Origin of the sequence: Streptomyces sp. NPDC051104 (genome assembly GCF_040682835.1) — a bacterium.
GTDB classification, from domain to species: Bacteria; Actinomycetota; Actinomycetes; order Streptomycetales; family Streptomycetaceae; genus Streptomyces; species Streptomyces cynarae.
The window spans coordinates 1-17,568 of sequence record NZ_JBFBBS010000004.1 but is presented as its reverse complement, the minus strand read 5'-3'; the positions used below and the strand labels follow the sequence as shown (position 1 = coordinate 17,568).

The 17,568-nt window shown below is 71.2% G+C and carries 16 protein-coding genes and 3 pseudogenes; 7 read left to right on the top strand and 12 right to left on the bottom strand.

Annotated features, from left to right (window positions below; genetic code table 11):
* Positions 1–220: 220 nt before the first annotated feature.
* The 4 genes from ligA to AB0N14_RS08230 all read right to left on the bottom strand — a co-directional run bounded on the left by ligA (position 221) and on the right by AB0N14_RS08230 (position 4,840).
* Positions 221–2,416 (bottom strand): NAD-dependent DNA ligase LigA, encoded by a 2,196-nt coding sequence (ligA, locus tag AB0N14_RS08245; protein WP_366024897.1) that lies wholly within the window; start codon positions 2,414–2,416, stop codon positions 221–223.
* A gap of 15 nt (positions 2,417–2,431) precedes the next feature.
* Positions 2,432–3,439, bottom strand: a complete 1,008-nt coding sequence (locus AB0N14_RS08240) for a methionine synthase (RefSeq protein WP_366024896.1) — start codon at positions 3,437–3,439, stop codon at positions 2,432–2,434.
* A 147-nt stretch (positions 3,440–3,586) separates the two neighbouring features.
* Positions 3,587–4,285, bottom strand: a complete 699-nt coding sequence (locus AB0N14_RS08235; RefSeq protein WP_366024895.1) for an SDR family oxidoreductase — start codon at positions 4,283–4,285, stop codon at positions 3,587–3,589.
* Between the two features lie 15 nt (positions 4,286–4,300).
* Positions 4,301–4,840: a TIGR00730 family Rossman fold protein gene (locus AB0N14_RS08230; protein ID WP_366024894.1), complete on the bottom strand. Its 540-nt coding sequence runs from the start codon at positions 4,838–4,840 to the stop codon at positions 4,301–4,303.
* A 51-nt stretch (positions 4,841–4,891) separates the two neighbouring features.
* On the opposite strand from AB0N14_RS08230, the gene AB0N14_RS08225 reads away from it, so the two are divergent.
* A complete protein-coding gene (locus tag AB0N14_RS08225; RefSeq protein ID WP_366024893.1) occupies positions 4,892–5,215 on the top strand; it encodes a DUF427 domain-containing protein in 324 nt (107 codons plus the stop codon).
* Positions 5,216–5,251: 36 nt separating this feature from the next.
* Complete coding sequence (locus tag AB0N14_RS08220; protein WP_366024892.1) at positions 5,252–6,034, top strand: alpha/beta hydrolase; 783 nt, start codon at positions 5,252–5,254, stop codon at positions 6,032–6,034.
* A gap of 25 nt (positions 6,035–6,059) precedes the next feature.
* On the opposite strand, the gene mnmA is transcribed toward AB0N14_RS08220, so the two are convergent.
* Positions 6,060–7,184 (bottom strand): tRNA 2-thiouridine(34) synthase MnmA, encoded by a 1,125-nt coding sequence (gene mnmA / locus AB0N14_RS08215; RefSeq protein ID WP_366024891.1) that lies wholly within the window; start codon positions 7,182–7,184, stop codon positions 6,060–6,062.
* A 96-nt stretch (positions 7,185–7,280) separates the two neighbouring features.
* Between mnmA and AB0N14_RS08210 the strand changes: the two genes are divergently transcribed.
* Positions 7,281–7,970 carry an N-acetylmuramoyl-L-alanine amidase gene (locus AB0N14_RS08210; RefSeq protein ID WP_366024890.1) on the top strand — a complete coding sequence of 230 codons (690 nt, stop codon included), beginning with the start codon at positions 7,281–7,283 and terminating at the stop codon, positions 7,968–7,970.
* Between the two features lie 15 nt (positions 7,971–7,985).
* On the opposite strand, the gene AB0N14_RS08205 is transcribed toward AB0N14_RS08210, so the two are convergent.
* The 3 genes from AB0N14_RS08205 to AB0N14_RS08195 form a co-directional block, all read right to left on the bottom strand.
* Positions 7,986–9,149, bottom strand: a complete 1,164-nt coding sequence (locus AB0N14_RS08205; protein WP_366024889.1) for a cysteine desulfurase family protein — start codon at positions 9,147–9,149, stop codon at positions 7,986–7,988.
* A gap of 87 nt (positions 9,150–9,236) precedes the next feature.
* Entirely contained in the window at positions 9,237–9,449 is a 213-nt protein-coding gene (locus tag AB0N14_RS08200) for a DUF4190 domain-containing protein (RefSeq protein WP_366025141.1), read from the bottom strand.
* A 135-nt stretch (positions 9,450–9,584) separates the two neighbouring features.
* Positions 9,585–9,752 carry a hypothetical protein gene (locus AB0N14_RS08195; protein WP_103838011.1) on the bottom strand — a complete coding sequence of 56 codons (168 nt, stop codon included), beginning with the start codon at positions 9,750–9,752 and terminating at the stop codon, positions 9,585–9,587.
* Positions 9,753–9,886: 134 nt separating this feature from the next.
* Here AB0N14_RS08195 and AB0N14_RS08190 point away from each other — a divergent pair, with 134 nt between their 5' ends.
* Positions 9,887–10,513, top strand: coding sequence for a TetR family transcriptional regulator (locus AB0N14_RS08190; RefSeq protein ID WP_366024888.1), 627 nt, complete (start codon positions 9,887–9,889; stop codon positions 10,511–10,513).
* A 201-nt stretch (positions 10,514–10,714) separates the two neighbouring features.
* Here the strand turns inward: AB0N14_RS08190 and AB0N14_RS08185 are convergent, their stop codons facing one another.
* Entirely contained in the window at positions 10,715–11,680 is a 966-nt protein-coding gene (locus tag AB0N14_RS08185; RefSeq protein WP_366024887.1) for a YafY family protein, read from the bottom strand.
* A gap of 166 nt (positions 11,681–11,846) precedes the next feature.
* On the opposite strand from AB0N14_RS08185, the pseudogene AB0N14_RS08180 reads away from it, so the two are divergent.
* Positions 11,847–12,425 (top strand): annotated as a pseudogene (locus AB0N14_RS08180) (TIGR03086 family metal-binding protein).
* 223 nt (positions 12,426–12,648) lie between these two features.
* Here the strand turns inward: AB0N14_RS08180 and AB0N14_RS08175 are convergent.
* On the bottom strand, positions 12,649–13,509 hold the full coding sequence (locus AB0N14_RS08175) for a thioesterase family protein (RefSeq protein ID WP_366024886.1): 861 nt from the start codon (positions 13,507–13,509) through the stop codon (positions 12,649–12,651).
* A gap of 218 nt (positions 13,510–13,727) precedes the next feature.
* Between AB0N14_RS08175 and AB0N14_RS08170 the strand changes: the two are divergent.
* Positions 13,728–14,663 (top strand): annotated as a pseudogene (locus tag AB0N14_RS08170) (alpha/beta hydrolase-fold protein); the annotation flags it as partial.
* A gap of 154 nt (positions 14,664–14,817) precedes the next feature.
* Here AB0N14_RS08170 and AB0N14_RS08165 read toward each other — a convergent pair.
* A complete protein-coding gene (locus AB0N14_RS08165) occupies positions 14,818–15,516 on the bottom strand; it encodes a trimeric intracellular cation channel family protein (protein ID WP_366025140.1) in 699 nt (232 codons plus the stop codon).
* Positions 15,517–15,584: 68 nt separating this feature from the next.
* Complete coding sequence (locus AB0N14_RS08160) at positions 15,585–16,943, bottom strand: M1 family metallopeptidase (RefSeq protein WP_366024885.1); 1,359 nt, start codon at positions 16,941–16,943, stop codon at positions 15,585–15,587.
* Positions 16,944–17,107: 164 nt separating this feature from the next.
* Here AB0N14_RS08160 and AB0N14_RS08155 point away from each other — a divergent pair.
* Positions 17,108–17,479, top strand: a pseudogene (locus AB0N14_RS08155) (transposase); the annotation flags it as partial.
* Positions 17,480–17,568: the final 89 nt, after the last annotated feature.

The following is a 17,568-nucleotide window of genomic DNA, read 5'->3' as shown; positions in this document are numbered from 1 at the left end:
GTCCCTCTCACAGCCGGTGCCCTCGCCACGCGGCCCGATTGCCCGACGAACCGTCAACGGCACCGCGACTGAAAACCCACCACGCGTCCGGGCACGGCAGGCGCACAGCTCAACAGTAGGCCGCAGAAGGCTTTCACGGGCAGCGGTCGTCGACGGTTGCCCGAATGCGACCGGCCACCCGTATGCATCTGGTATGCGCCGAACGGGTGACCTTCAACCGCTACTCCCCGGTCGGAAGCGCGACTTCCGCGGCTGCTTCCGGCCCTCGTTCCAACAGGACGGCGAAACCGTCCTCATCCAGCACGGGGACCTTCAGCTGCATGGCCTTGTCGTACTTCGATCCAGGATTCTCGCCCACCACAACGAAGGACGTCTTCTTGGAGACAGAACCGGTCACTTTCGCGCCACGGCTCTGCAGCGCCTCCTTGGCGCCGTCCCGTGTGTACTGCCCGAGCGTTCCGGTGACGACCACCGTGAGCCCCTCCAGCGGACGCGGCCCCTCGTCCTCGCCCGAGCCCTCCTCCTCCATACGGACGCCCGCGCCCTTCCACTTGCGGAGGATGTCGCGGTGCCAGTCCTCGGCGAACCACTGCTTGAGGGAGGCGGCGATGATGGGCCCGACCCCGTCGGTGGCCGCCAGCTCCTCTTCGCTCGCCTGGTCGATCCGTTCGATCGACCGGAACTCGCGGGCCAGCGCCTCGGCCGCCACCGGGCCGACGTGACGGATCGACAGGCCGGTGAGGATGCGGGCGAGCGGACGCTCCTTGGCGGCCGCGATGTTCTCCAGCATCGCGAGCGCGTTCTTCTTCGGCTCGCCCTGCTGGTTGGCGAAGACCGTGACGACCTTCTCCTCGCCGGTCTTCGGGTCGCGCTTGGGCAGGCCGCTGTCCTGGTCGAGGACGTACGCCTTGATGGGCAGCAGCTGTTCGACGGTGAGGTCGAACAGGTCGCCCTCGTCCTTCAGCGGCGGCTCGGCCGGCTCCAGCGGCTTGGTGAGGGCGGCGGCGGCCACGTAACCGAAGTGCTCGATGTCCAGCGCCTTGCGCCCCGCGAGGTAGAACAGACGCTCGCGCAACTGCGCGGGACACGTCCGTGCGTTCGGGCAGCGTAGATCGACGTCGCCCTCCTTCATGGGCCGCAGCGGTGTGCCGCACTCGGGGCACTCGGACGGCATCACGAACTCCCGCTCGGTGCCGTCGCGCAGGTCGACGACCGGGCCGAGGATCTCCGGGATGACGTCACCGGCCTTGCGCAGCACCACCGTGTCACCGATGAGCACACCCTTGGCCTTGACCACGTCCTGGTTGTGCAGGGTGGCGAACTCGACCTCCGAGCCGGCCACCGTGACCGGCTCGACCTGGGCGTACGGCGTGACCCGGCCCGTACGGCCCACGCCCACGCGGATGTTGATGAGCTTGGTGTTGACCTCCTCCGGCGCGTACTTGTACGCGATCGCCCAGCGCGGGGCGCGGGAGGTGGAGCCGAGGCGGCCCTGGAGCGGGATCTCGTCGAGCTTGACGACGACTCCGTCGATCTCGTGCTCCACGGAGTGGCGGTTCTCCCCGAAGTAGGCGATGAACTGCCGTACGCCGTCGAGGTCGTCGACCACCTTGTTGTGCCGGGCGGTGGGCAGGCCCCAGGACTTCAGCAGGTCGTACGCCTCGGAGAGGCGGGTGAGGCCGTCCTTGAAGCCCTTCAGGGCGCCGATGCCGTGGACCACCATGTGCAGCGGGCGGGTGGCCGTGATGCGCGGGTCCTTCTGGCGCAGGGAACCGGCCGCCGCGTTGCGCGGGTTGGCGAAGGGCTTGTCGCCGCCCGCCACCAGCCGGGCGTTGAGTTCCTCGAACTTCTCCATCGGGAAGTAGACCTCGCCGCGGATCTCCACGAGGTCGGGGACGTGGTCGCCCTTGAGGCGGTCCGGGATTTCCGTGATCGTACGGACGTTCGGGGTGATGTCCTCGCCGGTGCGGCCGTCGCCGCGGGTCGCCGCCCGCGTGAGGCGGCCGTGCTCATAGGTGAGGTTGACCGCGAGGCCGTCGACCTTCAGCTCGCACAGGAAGTGGTACGCGGAGGAGCCGACCTCCTTGGCAACGCGGTCGGCCCAGGCGGCGAGCTCCTCGTCGTCGAACGCGTTGTCCAGCGAGAGCATGCGTTCGCGGTGCTGGACGGCCGTGAACTCCGTCTCGTACGCCCCCGCGACCTTCTGGGTGGGCGAGTCGGGGGTGCGCAGCTCCGGGTACTGCTCCTCGAGCGCTTCGAGGGAGCGCAGGAGCCGGTCGAACTCCGCGTCGCTGATGACGGGAGCGTCCTTCACGTAGTACCGGAAGCGGTGCTCCTCGATCTGCTCGGCGAGCTGCGCGTGCTGCTCCCGGGCCTCGACGGGCACCGTCGTCTCCGCTTGCTTGTCGCCGGCCACCGTGTTGTCCTCCCGTTACTCTGGGTTGTCCGCGAGGGATCTCGCCGCCCGGACGCAGTGGGCGAGCGCCTTGCGCGCGTAGTCCGGGGAGGCGCCCGCGAGCCCGCACGTCGGCGTGACCGTGACCGCCTCCGCGAGCAGCCCCGGATTCAGCCCCAGCCTGCGCCACAGCGTCCTGACACCCATGACGCTACCGGCAGGGTCTGACAATGGGCCGTCCGTGGACGGCACGACCCCGGCGAACAGCCGTGTACCCCCTTCCACGGCTTCCCCGATCGCCTCGTCGTCACGCTCGGTGAGCAGGGAGAGGTCGAACGAGACCGAGGCGGCGCCCGCACGGCGCAGCAGGGCGAACGGGACGTCCGGGGCGCAGGAGTGGACCACGACCGGGCCGTCCGCGTGCACGCCGATCACATCCCGCAGCGTGGCCTCGACGATCTGCCGGTCCACGGCCCGGTGGGTGCGGTACCCGCTCGCGGTCCTCACCTGGCCGCGCAGGACGGGGGTGAGGGACGGCTCGTCGAGCTGGAGGACGAGCCGGGCACCGGGGACACGGCGCCGCACCTCGTCGAGATGGAGTCTTAGGCCCTCGGCGAGCGAGCCGGCGAGGTCCCGGCAGGCGCCGGGGTCGGACAGTGCCGCCTCGCCGCTCCTCAGCTCCAGTGCGGCGGCGAGCGTCCACGGGCCCACCGCCTGCACCTTGAGCAGCCCCTGGTACTCCTGGGTGAACTCCTCCAGCGCGTCGAGGTCCTCGCCGAGCCAGGACCGGGCCCGCCGGGTGTCCCGCCCCGGCCGGTCCCCCAACCGCCAGCCGCTCGGCTCCACGCGCGCGTACAGGTCGACGAGCATCCCCGCGGTCCGCCCGATCATGTCCGCGCCGGGCCCCCGCGCGGGCAGCTCGGCCAGAAACGGAAAGTCCTCGAAGCTCCCGGTGACGGTCCTGGCCGCCTCCCGGGCGTCCCCACCGGGCATGGACCCTACGCCGGTGGCGGCACCGAACGTGAACTCGCTGTTCTCACTCACCCCGGCAGCGTAGGCCCTCCGGGGCAGACCGGATTCGCGGACCTCCGCCAGAGGGCGCCCGGTGGCAAAGCCCCGCCCGGGGGCTGCGCCCCCAAACCCCCATCGGCCTTCGGCCTCGTCCTCAGTCGCCGGACGGGCTGCACATCGCTACCGCCCCGGTCGCACGGTGAGGTCGTTGACCTCCGCGTCCCTCGGCAGGTCCAGGCACATCAGGACCGTCGTCGCCACCGACTCGGGATCGATCCACCGGGACGGGTCGTACTGCTTGCCCTCCTGCTGGTGGACCTTGGCCTGCATCGGGCTCGCCGTGCGGCCGGGGTAGACCGAGGTGACCCGGACGCCGTTCGCGTGCTCCTCCTCGCGCAGGGAGTCCGCGAGGGCCTTCAGGCCGTGCTTGGAGGCCGCGTACGCCGACCACTCGGCGTGAGCGTTCAGGCCGGCCCCGGAGTTCACGAACACGACGTGGCCGCGTGCGGCGCGCAGCTGCGGCAGGAAGAGGCGGGTCAGCTCGGCGGGCGCGATCAGGTTGACGTTCAGCTGGTGGTGCCAGGACTTCGGAGTCAGCTCGCCCACCCGGCCCAGGTCGACCACGCCCGCGATGTGCAGCAGGGAGTCCACCCGGTCCGGCGGGCTCTGGTGCGAGAGGGCCCAGGACAGCCTGTCGGGCTCCGCGAGGTCGCCGACCAGCGTCCGCGCCCCGGGGTACTCCGCCGCCAGCTCCTTCGCCCGCCCCGCGTCCCGCGCGTGCAGCACGAGGTCGTCCCCGCGCGCGTGCAGACGGCGGACGACGGCCGCGCCGATGCCGGAGCCCGCACCGGTGATCACATGAGTAGCCATGCCCGCCATGCTCGCACCACCGCGTCACTGCATCCCCAGCGACTCCTCCAGGTACGCCAGCGCCCCCACCGGCTCCTCGGCGAAGAACACCAGGTCCGCGAGGGGCCTGGGCAGGAAGCCCTCGTCCTCCATGCGCCGGAACTGCTCCTTCAGGCCGTCGTAGAAGCCCGCGGTGTTCAGCAGGACCACCGGCTTGTCGGTGTGCCCGTGCTTCTTCAGCTCCAGGATCTCGGTCGCCTCGTCCAGTGTCCCCGTGCCACCCACCATGATCACGACCGCGTCGGCCTTCTCGAGGAGCAGCCTCTTGCGTTCGGCGAGGTCCCTGGCGACCACCATCTCGTCGACGCCCGCCCTCGCCCTGTCCGAGAGGAACGCGACGGAGACGCCCACCAGCCGCCCGCCGGCCTCGTGCACCCCGTCCGCGACCACCTTCATCAGCCCGACGTCGGAGCCGCCCCACACCAGGGTGTGCCCGCCCTTGCCGAGCAGTTCGGCGAACTCGCGGGCGGGCCGCGTGTAGGTCTCGGAGAGGTCGGCGGCGGAGAGGAAGACGCAGATGTTCATGCCGACCACCGTACGCGGGAAGAACCGGGTCCCCGCGAGCGCTTTCCCGGTATGGCCGAAGGACACACGATCACCATCGAGCAGGGCGACCGGCACGTGCGCGTGGTGCACGGCGGACAGATCCTGGCGGACAGCGACCGCCCCCTGGTACTGCGCGAGACGGGCTGTCCCGTGCGGTACTACATCCCCGTCGAGGACGTCCGTATGGACCTCCTGACCCCCTCGGACACCCACACGGTCTGCCCCTTCAAGGGGACGGCGTCGTACTGGTCCCTGCCGGACGCGCCGGACCTCGTCTGGGCGTATCCGGACCCCAAGCCGGACGTCGCCCGGATCAAGGACCACCTCTGCTTCTACGAAGTCGAGGTGTCTTGACCGATCGGCGCCGTGGTCTGCGGCAGTCTCACAGTCATGGACAAGCAGACCATCTCGCGCGACGGCACCCCCATCGCCTACGAACGCACCGGTAAGGGCCCGGCGGTCGTCCTCGTGAGCGGCGCGATGTCCACGGGCGCCACGGTGGCGCCCCTGGCCGCGCGTCTCTCGGACCGCTTCAGCGTCATCGTGTACGACCGCCGGGGCCGCGGCGCGAGCGGCGACACCGCGCCGTACGCCGTGGACCGCGAGGTCGAGGACCTGGCGGCGCTCATCGAGGCCGCGGGCGGCGAGGCATCGCTGTACGGCGTCTCGTCGGGCGGCGCGCTCGTGCTGCGGGCAGCTGCGAGCGGGCTGCCGGTCCGTCAGGTCGCCGTGTACGAGGTGCCCTTCGCCGACTACGGGGAGGGCGGCGCCGAGGAGCGCGCGGAGTACACCCGGAATCTGAGCGAGGTGCTCGCGGCCGGGCGGCGCGGGGACGCGGTGGAGCTGTTCCTGAGGCTCACGGGCCTGGCCGAGGCGGTGATCGCGACCGCCCGCCAGTCCCCCATGTGGGCGGACATGGAGGCGATCGCACACACGCTCGCCTATGACGACGCCGTGATGGGCGACGGGCTGGTGCCCCGGGAGCGGCTGGCCTCCGTCACGGTCCCGGTCCTGGCCGTCGCGGGCGACGCGAGCCCTCCGTGGCTGCGCAGGGCGGCCGAGGCGATCGCCCAAGCGGCGCCCCGGGGCACGCACCGCACGCTGGAGGGCCAGACCCACATGGTGGATCCCGAGGTGCTGGCACCGGTGCTGGCGGAGTTCTTCGACCGGTAGCCCCCCGGGGGCCGGTGGCCGCGGGCTACGCGACCGCGGTGGTCGCCCGCGTCGTGGACGCGATCGTCGCCGAGCCCACCACGCGCGTGCCGTCGTACAGGACGATGGCCTGGCCGGGGGCCACACCGCGGACCGGCTCGGTGAAGCGGACCCTCAGTTCGCCGTCGACCAGTTCCGCGGTCACCTCGGTCTCGCCGCCGTGGGCGCGGAGCTGGGCCGTGTAGGTGCCGGGGCCGGCCGGGGCCGTTCCGCACCAGCGGGGCTTGACGGCGGTGAGGGCGGAGACGTCCAGGGCGGACGCCGGGCCGACGGTGACCGTGTTCGTCACGGGGGAGATGTCCAGGACGTAGCGCGGCTTGCCGTCCGGGGCCGGGGTGCCGATCCTGAGGCCCTTGCGCTGGCCGATCGTGAAGCCGTACGCGCCGTCGTGCGTGCCCACCCTGGCTCCGGACTCGTCGACGATGTCGCCCTCGGCCTTGCCGAGCCGGCGGGCGAGGAAGCCCTGGGTGTCGCCGTCGGCGATGAAGCAGATGTCGTGCGAGTCGGGCTTCTTGGCGACCGCGAGGCCGCGTCGCTCGGCCTCCGCGCGGATCTCGTCCTTGGTGGTGACCGTGTCGCCGAGCGGGAACAGGGCGTGCGCGAGCTGCTTCTCGTCGAGCACGCCGAGAACGTACGACTGGTCCTTCGCCATGTCGGAGGCGCGGTGCAGCTCGCGGGAGCCGTCGGGCAGCGTCACGATCTTCGCGTAGTGGCCGGTGCAGACCGCGTCGAAGCCCAGCGCCAGCGCCTTGTCGAGCAGTGCCGCGAACTTGATCTTCTCGTTGCAGCGCAGGCACGGGTTCGGGGTGCGTCCGGCCTCGTACTCGGCGACGAAGTCCTCGACCACGTCCTCGCGGAACCTGTCGGCGAGGTCCCAGACGTAGAACGGGATGCCGATGACGTCCGCGGCGCGGCGGGCGTCGCGCGAGTCCTCGATGGTGCAACAGCCGCGCGCGCCCGTGCGGAACGACTGCGGGTTCGCGGACAGCGCGAGGTGGACGCCGGTCACGTCGTGGCCCGCCTCGGCGGCTCGGGCGGCGGCGACGGCGGAGTCGACCCCGCCGGACATGGCGGCGAGGACGCGGAGGGGGCGCTGCGGGGTGTCAGTCATAGCCCTTCAAGGGTACGGGGCCGCGGGAACCGCTGTCGGGGAGTATCCGTTGACGATCACAGCGGGGATCACATGGGGGATCACATGGGGGATCACATGAAGGACAGGGACGGCGACCGGCGTCTCGGGCGGCGCGCGCTGGTCCTCGGCGGTACGGCGGCCGCCGTGGGCACGGCCGTGCTGGCGCGGCAGGAGCTGGCGCATCTGTGGTGGCGGCTGCCCGGCGTCGAGAAGCCGCGGGTGGAGGGCGCGGTCGACTTCCCCGGTGCGCGGTGGCTGGCCGCGTCGCCGGCGAACCTGCGGCGCGCGGACCGGCCGGACGACTACGGCATAGACCGTGTGATCGTCCATGTCACCCAGGGCGGCTACAGCAGCGCGGTGAAGGTGTTCCAGGACCCTGGGCACGGTGCGGCGGCGCACTACATCGTGCGCCGGGACGGCCGGGTCACGCAGATGATCCGCGAGCTGGACGTGGCGTTCCACGCGGGCAACCGGGAGTACAACGAGCGCAGCGTCGGCATCGAGCACGAGGGGTTCGTGATGGGGGCACCTCCCACGCCGTTAAGGCAGTGGGGGAGGGCGTCGTCCTTCACAGACGCGATGTACGCGGCGTCGGCGCGGCTCACGGCCGCGGTCTGCGGCCGGTACGGGATACCCGTCGACCGTGAGCACATCATCGGGCACGCCCAGGTGCCGGGGACGGACCACACGGATCCGGGGCCGCACTGGGACTGGGAGCGGTACATGGGGCTCGTACGGCGGGAGCGGGCGGCGCGGGCCCGGTAGGGCTCGGAGGCCCGGTCAGGTCAGCCCGGCGGAGCGCGCGCGCTCCACCGCGGGGCCGATGGCCTTCGCGACCGCCTCCACGTCGGCCTCCGTGGACGTGTGGCCCAGGGAGAAGCGCAGGGTGCCGCGGGCGAGGTCCGGGTCGGCGCCGGTGGCGAGCAGGACATGGCTCGGCTGGGCCACCCCTGCCGTGCAGGCGGAGCCCGTGGAGCACTCGATGCCCTGGGCGTCCAGCAGCAGGAGCAGGGAGTCGCCCTCGCAGCCGGGGAACGTGAAGTGGGCGTTGGCCGGGAGCCGGTCCACCGGGTCGCCGCCCAGGACCGCGTCCGGGACCGCCTTGCGGACCTCCTCGATCAGGTCGTCGCGCAGGGCCCCGATCTCGCGGGCGAACCACTCGCGCTGCTCGGCGGCGAGCCGTCCGGCGACCGCGAAGGAGGCGATGGCGGGCACGTCCAGGGTGCCGGAGCGCACATGGCGTTCCTGGCCGCCGCCGTGCAGTACCGGGACGGGGCTGTACTGGCGGCCGAGGACCAGCGCGCCGATGCCGTACGGGCCGCCGATCTTGTGCCCGGAGACCGTCATCGCGGCGAGGCCCGAGGCCTCGAAGTCGACGGGGACCTGGCCGAAGGCCTGGACGGCGTCCGCGTGCAGCGGAATGCCGAACTCGCCTGCGGTCTCGGCCAGTTCGCGGACCGGCATGACGGTGCCGATCTCGTTGTTGGCCCACATCACCGTGGCGAGGGCGACATCGTCGGGGTCGCGGGCGATGGCCTCGCGCAGGGCCTCGGGGTGGACGCGGCCGTAGGAGTCGACGGGCAGGTACTCGACGGTGGCGCCCTCGTGTTCGCCGAGCCAGTGGACGGTGTCCAGGACGGCGTGGTGTTCCACGGGGCTGGCGAGGACCCGGGTGCGGGCCGGGTCGGCGGCGCGGCGGGCCCAGAACAGGCCCTTCACGGCGAGGTTGTCGGCCTCGGTGCCGCCGGAGGTGAAGACCACCTCACTCGGGCGGGCGCCGAGGGCTTCTGCGAGGGTTTCGCGGGCCTCTTCGACGGTTCGCCTGGCGCGGCGGCCCGATGCGTGCAGCGAGGAGGCGTTGCCCGTGATGCCGAGGTGCGCGGTCAGGGCCTCTGCCGCCTCGGGGAGCATCGGGGTGGTCGCGGCGTGGTCGAGGTATGCCATGGTGACGCCAATTCTAGGCCCCACCCGTTCGGCAGCCGGTGCGGCCGGGCCTCGGCGCAGCCGCACCCGGCGTCGTGGTGCCGGCGGTCAGAAGCTCCAGGACACCGTGTGGTCCAGCTGCATGAACGTCACCAGGAGCACCAGGTCCACCACACCCAGGCCGAGGCCCAGCAGGGCGCGGCCCCGGCGGGCCGTGCCGCGCCACAGGGCCACCGCGGCCAGGGCGATGGCGATCGGGCCCAGCACGAGGTTCAGGACGAGCAGGCCGAGCAGGCCCAGGATGAAGGACGCGACAGCCATGCCGTTCGCGTCGCGCGCGCCGGTGCGGCCGGCCGGAGCGGCGGTCTCCTTGCCGCGTGCGGCGGTGTCCTTGGTTCGTACGGCGGTGAGTTGCATGACGGTCAGCTCCCAAGAGTCGAAGGACGTACGGCGGTTTTAGTGGGCCGACGTGTGCCGACGGCGCCCGTGCCGCTCGCGGACCGCGAAGACCACGAGCCATACGGCGATGACGGCCGCGGCGACGAGGGTGAAGGAGAGCGGGGCATGGGCCACGGTGCCCAGGACGGTGCCCAGCAGCAGGAGTGCGGCGACGAGGAACAGCATGGGACGAGATCCCCCTCCGGGATGCCTCTCGTGACATTTCGGTGAACGATTGTAGTTACATTTGTTCACTGACTTCCCAGTCTAGCGCGCCCCATGGCTTTCCAATTACAGAGAACAGTTGTTAACTGCATGGCATGAGTCACACCCTCGGCATCCGGCAGGCCCAGAAGCAGAAGACCCGGCAGGCGCTGCTGGACGCGGCGCTCGGTCTGCTGGAGGAGCAGAGCCTGAGCAGCCTGGGTCTGCGCGAGGTCACCCGTGCGGTCGGCGTCGCGCCGACCGCCTTCTACCGGCATTTCCGGTCGACCGCGGATCTCGGCGTGGAGCTGGTCGAGGAGGCCCTCGGCAGCCTCCATTCGATGATCGAGTCGACGGTCTCCGCGACCGGCGACAGCGACGAACGCATCGAGCGCGCCGTCGGCCTGATCGCCCGTCATGTGGACGCGTACCCCGCACACGTACGGTTCATCGCCCGCGAACGGCACGGCGGCGTCCAGCCGGTGCGGGAGGCGATACGCCGGCAACTCGCCCGGTTCGCCGAGGAGGTGAAGGTCGCGCTGGCCGAACACCCTGAGTCCGCAGGGTGGAGCGACGAGGACCTGCTGATGCTCGCCGGTCTGTACGTCGACCAGATGCTGGTGACCGCTTCCCAGTTCCTGGAGGCCATGGAGGGCGCCGCCGAGGACCGGGAGCGGGTGGCCCGGCTCGCCGTCCAGCGGATGCGGCTGATCAGTATCGGCCGCCACCACTGGAAGGAGTGACGGGCGGCAGATCAGCCCTGGGCCTGCTGCCCCTGGCCGCCCGGCTGCCCGCCGGGGCCGCCGCAGCCGCCGCCCTGGCCACCGCCGGGCCCCCGGTCCCAACCGCCGGTGGGCTTGGCGCAGGGCGTCCTGTGGCGCGGCTGTGCGGCGGGCAAAAGGGGCGCCAAGTCACCTTGCCGACCTGCGTGTTCGTCCCGGGGCTCAGTCCCCGCGCCGGTACAGCTCTGTGACGGAAGACGCCGCCCGGGCCAGTTCCTCGCGGGCCTCGGGCGGAGCCAGGATCTCCAACCGGTCGGCGAACACCAGCAGTTGGCGCACCTCGCGGACGAACCCGTACGACAGCCGGGCGGTCACCCAGGGACTCTCCCCGTCGTCCTCCGGCAGGGCGACGAGCGCGGAGGCGGTCAGCCGCTGGAACATGTCCAGGATGTCGCGGCGCACCCGGACCGTCACCTCCAAGCCGCCGGGCCGCTCCTCGACCTGCCTGCGCAGCACCTCCCAGACGTCGGCGAGTTCGACACCGGGGCGCCGCCGCACCGGGTCCGGCAGCAGGGTCGCCGAGCGCACCCGGTCCGCGCGGAACAACCGGGGGGTGCCGCGGCGGTCGGCCACCAGGTACCAGACGCCGGCCTTCGAGACGAGCCCGTACGGGTCCACGGTGTACGTGCGCGGGGTCGTGGCCCCGCTGTGCCGGTAGCGCAGCCTGAGGCGGCGGTCGGCGAACACCGCGTCCTGGAGGGTGTCCAGGTCGACGGCGGACTGCGGGCCGCCCTTCCAGCGCGTGGCGTCGACCAGGATGCGGCGGCTCGTGGCCTCGGCGGCGGGGCGGTGCGGGGCGGGCAGCGCCGCCATCACCTTGCGCAGCGCGGAGCCGAGGGCGGCGTCGAGGCCGAGCGCGGCGTGCGCGCCCTGGGCGGCCAGGATGAACAGGGCGCGGGACTCGTCGGCGGTCAGGCCCGTGACGTCCGTACGGAATCCGGCGAGCAGTTCGATGCCGCCGTGCCGTCCGCGCTCCGCGTACACCGGGACGCCGGAGGCCGAGAGGGCCTCGATGTCGCGGTAGATGGTGCGCACCGACACCTCCAGTCGCTCGGCGAGTTCGTGGGCGGGGACGCGGCCTCGGGTCTGGAGCAGCAGGAGGATCGACAGCAGGCGGTCGGACTTCACGGGCACAGGATCGCGGGCACGGGGACCGGCGCGCAAATGTTGACGGAAACTGTCAGGTTATGGCGTGAGTCTCCGGTCATCCCTCGCGGACCCGAACAGAACGGAGAGGACCGCCATGACCAACGACACCACCCCGACCACCGCTACCGCCACGACCACCGACACCATGACCGACCCCCGCCCCGTGTACGCCCGCGCCGCCGAGCAGGCCGCCGCACTGATCGGGACCGTACGGCCCGGGCAGCTCGCGGGTCCGACGCCGTGCAGGGAGTTCGACGTACGGACGCTGCTGTCGCACATCGTCGGCGGCACCCTGCGGATCGCCCAGGTGGGCGCGGGCGGCGACGGGATGGCCTTGCATCCCTTCGCGGACGGCGTTCCGGACGACGGCTGGGCGGCCGCGTACGACGAGGCCGGCTCCGCGGTGCGGCGGGGCTGGGCGGACGACGGCCGGCTGGACGCGGCTGTGCGCGTGCCGTGGGGAGAGGCGCCGGGGCGCGACGCGCTGTCCGGGTATGTGATGGAGTGCGTGGCCCACACCTGGGATCTCTGGCAGGCCCTGGGGCGGCCCGGTGACCTGGACCCCTAACTGGCGGAGTTCGCGCTCGCGGTGGGCCGCCTCGTCCTGCCGGAGGCGGAACGGGGAGACGACCTGCCGTTCGCGTCGGCGGTTCCGGTCCCCGACGGGGCGGACGCCTATGCGCGCCTGGCTGCGTGGCTGGGCCGTCGGCCGCTGGACGGGTAGGCCGGGGGTGCGGCGGGGTGCGGCGGGATGGGTTCCGCCCCCGCCGCCCTTACCCGTTCCCACCCTCAGGGGCTTCGCCCCTTCGACCCCACCAGGGGCTCCGCCCCGGCACCCCACCGGGGACTCCGCCCCCTGCCCCCTGAACGGGGCTCCGCGCCGGGACCCCGGCGCGGGCCACGTCCCGGTCCGCCTTCCCTGCGGCACGCCGGTCCGGGTGTTCGGGTCAGGGCAGTTTGACGCGAGCCAGTTGGCGGGACTGGGCGACCAGGCGGTCGTTGGCGTCCCAGACCTCCGCGTCCTCCTCCAGGAAGCCACCGGCGAGGTTGCGTGTGGTGATCGAGACGCGCAGGGGGCCGGGAGCCGGGCGGGAGCGTACGTGTACGGTCAGTTCGATCGTCGGTACCCAGCCGGAGATTCCCAGCTCGAAGGCGGTGGGCGGCAGTGCGTCCACCGCGAGCAGCAGGGACAGGGGGTCGGCGTCCCGGCCGTCGGCGAGGCCGAACCACGCCCGCATCTCGCCCTTCCCCGAGGGTGCGCCGAGCGCCCAGCCCAGGGTCGCGGGGTCCAGCTTGAGCATCAACCGGTCGGTGATGGCCGAGCTGCCGGGGACCGGGGCCGGAGCGTCCTGCGGGCCGAAGCACTGGTCAAGGGGCGGCATCGCGGGCGGCCGCGCGCTCGTACGGACGTCGTCGGGGAGGGTGTCCAGGTCGCCGTAGGAGGCGAGGACGCGAATGCGCTCCACCTCATGGCCGTCCTCGTCGTACTGGAAGAGGGACGCCTGACCCGTGGAGAGGGTGCGGCCGGTGCGCACCACATCCGTGCGCACGACGGCCGGGCCCGGCTGGGAGGCCGTCAGGTAGTGCGCCGAGACGGTGAACGGGTCCGGGTGCGGCAGGGCGTCCGCGAGGGCGCGGCCCAGGACGGCCAGCAGATAGCCGCCGTTGACGGCGTTGATGATCGTCCAGCCGGCGGAGAGGTCGATGTCGTAGACGCCGGGTTCCCGTCGGGTGACCGCGGTGTCGCGGTCGAACTCGCTGTCGCCGACCGTGGCCCCCGCGGCCGGTGCGGTAGCTGCTTCTGGCATGCCAGAACCGTACAACAAGAAATTACTAAGCAGTAGCTTTGAAGCGCCGAGTGAGTGACGTCGCTCCGGACCCTCGCGCGAATTTCGGCCATTCTCCGGTGAGATTCTGGCAATTTCTCGGTAAGTGTCCCCACTCGTCCGTGACCGACGGCCCGCTGTCTCCCTCTCAGAAGACGTACAGCCCGTTCCGCCCGTTCACAGGAAGAGCCGCATAGCCGATGAGCCTGACCGGGACGCCGTTCCTCATCACGTCGATCGTCCTCTTGGCGGTCGCCCTCATCCTGCCTCTGTTCCTGTGGTCGCGACTGCGTGGCCCGATGATGCTGCGCCACGCCGTCCGGGTGCTCATGCTCGTGTTCGCCCAGGCGACGGCGGTCACCCTCGTCTTCGTCCTGGTGAACAACGCCAACAGCCTCTACGACAACTGGTCCGACCTGTTCGGAACGGGCGACCACGTGCAGCAGGCCGCCGACCTGGGCAAGGACGGCACCGGCGGTATCCAGGTCAAGGCCCTGCCCAAGGTCAAACAGACGTTCACCCAGGCCGACGGTCCGGGTATGCACGCGGCCGGCGGGGTGGAGGTCACCCAGCTCAAGGGCCGGGTCTCCGGCGTCGACGCCGAGGTCTACGTGTGGCTGCCGCCGCAGTACAGCGACCCCGCCTACAAGGACAAGAAGTTCCCGGTGGTGGAGCTGCTGTCCGGCTACCCGGGCTCGGCCAAGGCATGGTTCGGCTCGCTCAAGGTGCACGAGCAGTTGCTGCCTCTGATGAAGAGCGGGCAGGTGGAGCCGTTCATCCTGGTGGCGCCGCGCACCAACCTCATCGCCAAGGTCGACACCGGCTGCGCGAACGTCCCGGGCGTCGTGAACGCCGACTCCTGGCTCAGCATCGACGTGCCCAAGATGATCACGGACAACTTCCGTGCCCAGCCCGCCCCGGACGGCTGGGCGGCCGCCGGGTACTCCGCGGGGGCGCACTGCGCCGCGAAGCTCGCGGTCGCGCACCCCGACCGCTACCGGGCCGCGATCAGCCTGTCCGGCTACAACGACCCGATCGGCGAGCGCAACTCGCTGGCCGCGCGGAGCGTCGAGTTGCGCCGGCAGAACAACCCGTACTTCATCCTGAAGGGCTACCGCACCCCGCCCCGGATCTCGCTGTACCTCTCGGGCCAGATGGGCGACGGCTACCAGGCGGCCGCCGCGCTGCAGGCGATCGCGAAGCCGCCGACGGCGGTGCGCGCGGTGCTGATCCCGCACAGCGCAGGCGGGCACAGCATGGCCCTGTGGCGGCCGCAGATCCCGACGGTGTTCACCTGGCTGAGCCAGCAGATGACCGGCCAGGCCACGGGGAGTCTCCCTCAGCCACATTGGACCGCCGGTTCCAGGCGCGCGGAGCTCGCCAGTGGTACCTCATCGCCATCAGGCGTAGTACGAAAGCGGTGACGACCGCGAGCCCCGAGGTGAACGGGGTCAGCGCGCCGAAACGTATGCAGAGCGCGACCATGGTGGCCCCGACGATCGCCGGGACCGCGTAGAGGTCGCGGTCCCAGCGCAGCAGCGAGGGCACCTCGTTGGCGAGGACGTCGCGCAGGACACCGCCGCCCACGGCCGTCGCGAGGCCGAGGGCGGCGGACGCGGTCAGGCCGAGTCCGTAGGCGTACGCCTTCGTCGTCCCCGCGACGCAGAACAGCCCGAGTCCGGCCGCGTCGAAGACGTTGACGGCGACCTGGATGCGCTCCACCTGCGGATGGAGGAAGACCACCAGGAGAGCGGCGAACAGCGGGGTCAGGAAGTACCCCAGATCCGTGAACGCGGCCGGCGGCACGGCGCCGATGACCACGTCCCGGAACAGCCCTCCACCCAGCGCGGTGACCTCGGCGAGCACGGCGATGCCGAACACGTCGAAGTTCTTGCGGACGGCCAGCAGGGCGCCGGAGATCGCGAAGACGAAGATGCCGACGACATCCAGCGTGTGCTGGACGGAGGGGCTGAACAATTGCTGGAGCACCCTTATATTCTCACCCATCCAGCAGGGTGCACCTTACAAAGCAAGGCGAACTCCGGGTTGTGCCGAAGTTACAGCGTCGGCTTGCCCGTGGTGAAGATCCATTTCTGGAACAGGTCGTCGAGTCGCTGCCCGGAGATCTTCTCCGCGAGCCGGACGAAGTCGCCGGTGTTCGCGTTGCCGTAGCGGTGGAGCCTGGTCCAGGCGGGCAGCAGCTCGAAGAACGCCGTGTCGCCGATGCGCTCGCGCAGCGCCTGGAGCGTCATCGCGCCGCGCTGGTAGACCGCGGAGGCGAACATGGTGTCGCGCTGCGGGTCGGCCACCTTGATCTGCCAGAACGCGTTGTCGGCGGGGCGCGCGTCGTACGCCGCGACGAAGGAGTCGTGTGCCGAGCGGGTGCCCTTGTGCTCGGCCCACAGCCACTGGGCGTAGGTCGCGAAGCCCTCGTTGAGCCAGATGTCCTTCCAGTGCGCCACCGAGACCGAGTCGCCGAACCACTGATGGGCCAGCTCGTGCACGATCGTCGACTCGTTGCGGACGGCCGAGTACGCGGGCTTCGACTGGACCTCCAGGGAGAAGCCCGCCTCGGGCATGTCGTCGACGATGGCGCCGGTCTCCTCGAAGGGGTACGCGCCGAAGACCTTCGACCAGTAGTCGGTGGCCTCGGCGGTGACGGCGTACACGTCGACGCTGTTGCTGTTCTTCAGGACGGGGTCGATGGCGACGTAGATCGGGATCCCGGACGGTGTCTTCCCGGTCCGCACGTCGAACTTGCCGATGGTCGCCGTCGCCAGGTAGGTGGCCATCGGCTTGGACTCGCGCCAGTGGGTGACGGTCTGGTCCCCCTTGTCGTACGTGGATATGAGCCGTCCGTTGGAGACCGCGGTCAGGCCCTTGGGCGCCTTGATGCGGATGTCGTAGGTGGCCTTGTCGGAGGGGTGGTCGCTGGACGGGAACCAGGTGGAGGCGGCGTTGGGCTCGCAGGCGACGAAGACGCCGTCGGCGGTCTTCATCCAGCCGTACTTGGAGCCGAACACGATGGGGCCGCCGAGGGGCTGCGGGATGCCGCCGTAGGTGACGGCGACCGTGAAGTCGCGGCCCTTGGGCAGAACGCCGCGCGGGGTGATGCGGATCTCGTCGCCCTGGCGCGTGAACCGGGCGGGTCTGCCGTTCACCTCGACCTGCGTGACCTGAAGCTGCTGCAGGTCCAGGTCGAAGGAGGTGAGGCTCTGGGTGGCACGGGCCGTGATCGTCGTACGGCCGTCGAGGCGGCCGGTGTCCGGGGCGTACGCCACGTCGAGGGCGTAGTGGCGGGCGTCGAGGCCGCCGTTGCCGAGCCCGGGGAAGTAGGAGTCGCCGATGCCGTCGGAGCCCGGGGCCGGGGCGGGGGACGCCGCGACGGCGAGGAAGGAGGCCGCCGCGGTGGCCACAACCCCTAATACTCCAGCCGCACTTCTGTATTTCTCCTGGTCAACGGCCTGGCGGTGGGGAGTGTAGCGGGGGTTTGGCATGGGTGGAGCGGTCTTGGGCCGACCGTCCCACCAACGTGTGCCCGCGCCGCATGTAATGACAGCGCGACGAGCATTCCGTTGTCATGATCCACGATGTACCGACGAATGCCTGGGACCTGGAACTCGAAGAACTCTTCCTACAAACCGGAGCCCGCTTCGCACGGGTGGAGGCCCGGCGGCGGATGCGGGACTACGTCCGCGGACTACTCGGCCCAGTCGGACGAAAGAACAGCTGGCAGCTCGCCGAGTACGCCGGCCACGCCACCCCGCACGGTCTGCAGCATCTGCTCTCCCACAGCCGGTGGGACGCCGACGGCCTGCGCGACGACCTGCAGGCGTACGTGGCCGAACAACTCGGCACGCCCGACGGCGTGTTGATCCTCGACGACACCGGCTTCGTGAAGAAGGGCACCACCTCTGCAGGGGTGCAGCGCCAGTACTCGGGCACTGCCGGGACTCGTTTCTGAATAACTGTCAGGGTTGATCTTTCGGATGGTCCTCGTCAGGCAAGCGAACTCGAAGCTGTTCGAGGGTCCGAGCGGGC

Excerpts from the sequence above, each read along its gene's own strand:
- AB0N14_RS08225 (WP_366024893.1), top strand. The coding sequence starts at position 4,892 with ATGGCCGAAGGACACACGATCACCATCGAGCAGGGCGACCGGCACGTG.
- AB0N14_RS08205 (WP_366024889.1), bottom strand. The coding sequence starts at position 9,149 with ATGGCATACCTCGACCACGCCGCGACCACCCCGATGCTCCCCGAGGCG.
- AB0N14_RS08235 (WP_366024895.1), bottom strand. The coding sequence starts at position 4,285 with ATGGCGGGCATGGCTACTCATGTGATCACCGGTGCGGGCTCCGGCATC.
- AB0N14_RS08175 (WP_366024886.1), bottom strand. The coding sequence starts at position 13,509 with ATGCCAGAAGCAGCTACCGCACCGGCCGCGGGGGCCACGGTCGGCGAC.
- AB0N14_RS08210 (WP_366024890.1), top strand. The coding sequence starts at position 7,281 with ATGAAGGACAGGGACGGCGACCGGCGTCTCGGGCGGCGCGCGCTGGTC.
- AB0N14_RS08190 (WP_366024888.1), top strand. The coding sequence starts at position 9,887 with ATGAGTCACACCCTCGGCATCCGGCAGGCCCAGAAGCAGAAGACCCGG.
- AB0N14_RS08220 (WP_366024892.1), top strand. The coding sequence starts at position 5,252 with ATGGACAAGCAGACCATCTCGCGCGACGGCACCCCCATCGCCTACGAA.
- AB0N14_RS08200 (WP_366025141.1), bottom strand. The coding sequence starts at position 9,449 with ATGGCTGTCGCGTCCTTCATCCTGGGCCTGCTCGGCCTGCTCGTCCTG.
- AB0N14_RS08230 (WP_366024894.1), bottom strand. The coding sequence starts at position 4,840 with ATGAACATCTGCGTCTTCCTCTCCGCCGCCGACCTCTCCGAGACCTAC.
- AB0N14_RS08195 (WP_103838011.1), bottom strand. The coding sequence starts at position 9,752 with ATGCTGTTCCTCGTCGCCGCACTCCTGCTGCTGGGCACCGTCCTGGGC.
- mnmA (WP_366024891.1), bottom strand. The coding sequence starts at position 7,184 with ATGACTGACACCCCGCAGCGCCCCCTCCGCGTCCTCGCCGCCATGTCC.